The following is a 3064-nucleotide window of genomic DNA, read 5'->3' as shown; positions in this document are numbered from 1 at the left end:
ACGCTCTTCCGATCTGCACACGAAATTAACAACCCCGTAAATTTCATCAGCGGCAACTTGAACTACGTCAATCAATATACTCAAGAATTGATATCTTTGGTGAAACTATTTCAAGAGCAATATCCCAATCCAGGAGTGCAAATACAAGAAAAAATAGAGGCGATCGAACTTGATTTTGTGCTAGAGGATTTACCCAAATTAGTCTCTTCTATGAAGATAGGCGTCGATCGCATTTGCCAGATTGTTTTGTCGCTGCGGAACTTTTCGCGGCTTGACGAAGCGGAAATGAAACCGGTTAACCTGCACGAAGGTATTGATAGCACGCTGCTGATTTTGCAAAATCGGCTCAAGTTGAAAGGAGGACATCCCAGTATTGAGGTAATCAAAGAATACGGCAATTTACCTGAAGTAGAGTGTTATGCAGGGCCAATAAATCAGGTATTTATGAATATCATCAGCAATGCGATCGACGCTCTGGAACAGGATAGCAGAGGCGCAGAGGATAAATTTTTAATCCCAAATCCCCAGATTCGCATTCGCACAGAAGTTTTAGAGGACGATCGAGTCATCATAAGACTGGCTGATAACGGCTCTGGCATAAAACCGGAAGTGAGACAAAGAATATTCGATCCATTCTTTACGACAAAACCAGTCGGCAAAGGAACGGGACTGGGTTTATCGATCAGTTACCAAATTATTGTCGAAAAACACGGCGGTGAGTTGGAGTGCAATTCCGAACTGGGACATGGCACCGAGTTTGTTATTAAGATTCCCATTCGTCACCAAAAACCACAATAGACATCTGCTCCAAAAGAATCTCAAAGGGCAGGCAGGATGCCTACCCCACAAGAATTTTTGGAGAGGTCTAATAGATCCCAAGTGGCAGAAAAAAAAATTTGGATTATAATCTAACGCTTGGCTGGAAAAAATAGCGATCGCATCAACGAGGGGGATCTCCCCTCACAGGCAGGCTATGGAATTTCCACAGCCTCGTTACAATCGCTCATAATAAGTAATAAGACTAATTTTATGGGAAATTACCAAACACCGCTCCGAAAAACCACAGATGACTGAAAACCCGAATATAACTGAAAACCCCTTGTTAATTGGCAAAGGATTGCCTCCCTTTGAAACCATTAAGCCAGATCTTGTGGTGCCTGCTTTTGAGAAGCTGCTGGCTAAACTAGATGCAGAACTTACCAACTTGGAAGCACAGGTAGAGCCGACTTGGAGCGGTTTGGTAGAACCACTAGACCGACTGAAAGAAAGCTTAAACTGGAGTTGGGGAGTGGTGAGCCATTTGATGGGCGTCAAGAATAGCCCGGAATTGCGCCAAGCTTACGAAACTGTGCAGCCAAAAGTTGTGCAGTTTTACAATAAGCTCAGCCAAAGCAAACCGCTGTACGATGCTTTTAAGAAACTGGGAGAAAGCGATCGCTCTTATACTTTAGATCCAGCACAACAGCGTATTGTAGAATCAGCGATTAAAGATGCCGAACTTTCCGGCGTCGGTTTGTCAGGCGAACAGAAAGAGCGTTTCAACGCCATTCAACTAGAATTGGCAGAACTTGGCACCAAATTTTCCAACCACGTACTCGACGCCACCAAAGCTTTTAGCTTGACGCTGACAAGCATAGAAGAAGTTGACGGTTTACCTCCCAGTTTACTCAGCTTAGCCGCACAATCTGCGCGTGCTGAGGGTGAAGAAAATGCCACCCCAGAAAATGGCCCTTGGCGCATCACTTTAGATTTACCAAGTTACGGCCCATTTATGCAGCACAGTACCCGTCGCGACTTGCGGGAAAAGTTGTACAAAGCGTTCGTCAGTCGCGCTTCTAGCGGGGAATTGGATAACAAACCGGCGATCGATCGCATCTTGCAATTGCGTAAAGAAAAAGCAGCACTTCTCGGCTTCAACAGCTACGCCGAACTCAGCTTAGCTCGCAAAATGGCTCCTTCAGTAGAAGCAGTAGAAGGTTTGCTAGAAGAACTGCGTCGCGTCAGTTACGATGCAGCTGCCAAAGATTTGGCAGAATTGAAAGCATATGCTGCTGCTAAAAATGTCGCAGAAGCCAACGACTTGAAGCACTGGGATATTAGTTTTTGGGCAGAACGTCAGCGCGAAGAAAAATTTGCCTTCAATGCAGAAGAATTGCGCCCTTACTTCCCACTACCGCAAGTTTTAGATGGATTATTCTCCTTAGCAAAACGGTTATTTGGCGTCACCATCACCCCTGCCGATGGCACTGCACCAGTATGGCATGAAGATGTGCGTTATTTCCAAATTACTGACGAAACTGGTGCCCCCATTGCCTACTTCTATTTAGATCCGTACAGTCGCCCAGCCGAAAAGCGCGGCGGTGCTTGGATGGATGAGTGCATAGTCCGCGCCAAAATAATGGAAAATGGCACTACAACTACTCGTTTGCCAGTAGCTTATTTGGTGTGCAATCAAACTCCTCCAGTCGATGGCAAACCGAGTTTGATGACTTTTGGCGAAGTGGAAACATTGTTCCACGAATTCGGTCACGGCTTGCAACATATGCTCACCAAAGTCGATTATCCCGATGCGTCTGGCATCAATAATATAGAGTGGGATGCAGTGGAATTGCCCAGCCAATTTATGGAGAATTGGTGTTACCATCGGGAAACTTTGTTCGGGATGGCGAAGCATTACGAAACAGGCGAAACGCTGCCAGAACATTATTATCAAAAGCTATTGGCTGCACGCAATTATATGAGCGGTAGCGCTATGTTGCGGCAACTTCACTTTGCGATTGTTGACTTAGAATTGCACCATCGCTATCAACCCGGTGGCGATGAAACTCCTGCCGATGTACGCAGTCGCATTGCCAAAACCACGACAGTGTTAGCACCTTTGCCAGAAGATGCTTTCTTATGTGCGTTTGGGCATATTTTTGCGGGCGGTTATGCAGCGGGTTATTACAGCTACAAGTGGGCAGAAGTTCTCAGCGCCGATGCTTTTTCTGCTTTTGAAGAAGCCGGTTTGGAGGATGAGAAAGCTTTAATTGATACGGGTATCCGTTTCCGCGATACTGTGTTG

2 protein-coding genes are annotated in these 3064 nt (G+C 45.8%); both read left to right on the top strand.

Translation table 11 applies throughout. The features are described from left to right. Window positions 1-798, top strand: a 798-nt coding sequence (locus tag H6S82_RS26330; protein WP_191056962.1) for an ATP-binding protein, incomplete at its 5' end; no start/stop codon positions are given. 268 nt (window positions 799-1066) lie between these two features. Further along, window positions 1067-3064, top strand: a 1998-nt coding sequence (locus tag H6S82_RS26325; RefSeq protein WP_191056961.1) for a M3 family metallopeptidase, incomplete at its 3' end; no start/stop codon positions are given.

Source organism: Planktothrix sp. FACHB-1355, assembly GCF_014748295.1.
GTDB classification, from domain to species: Bacteria; Cyanobacteriota; Cyanobacteriia; order Cyanobacteriales; family Aerosakkonemataceae; genus Aerosakkonema; species Aerosakkonema funiforme_A.
Note: the sequence above shows the minus strand (reverse complement) of the source record. Positions and strands in the feature narration are given on the sequence as shown.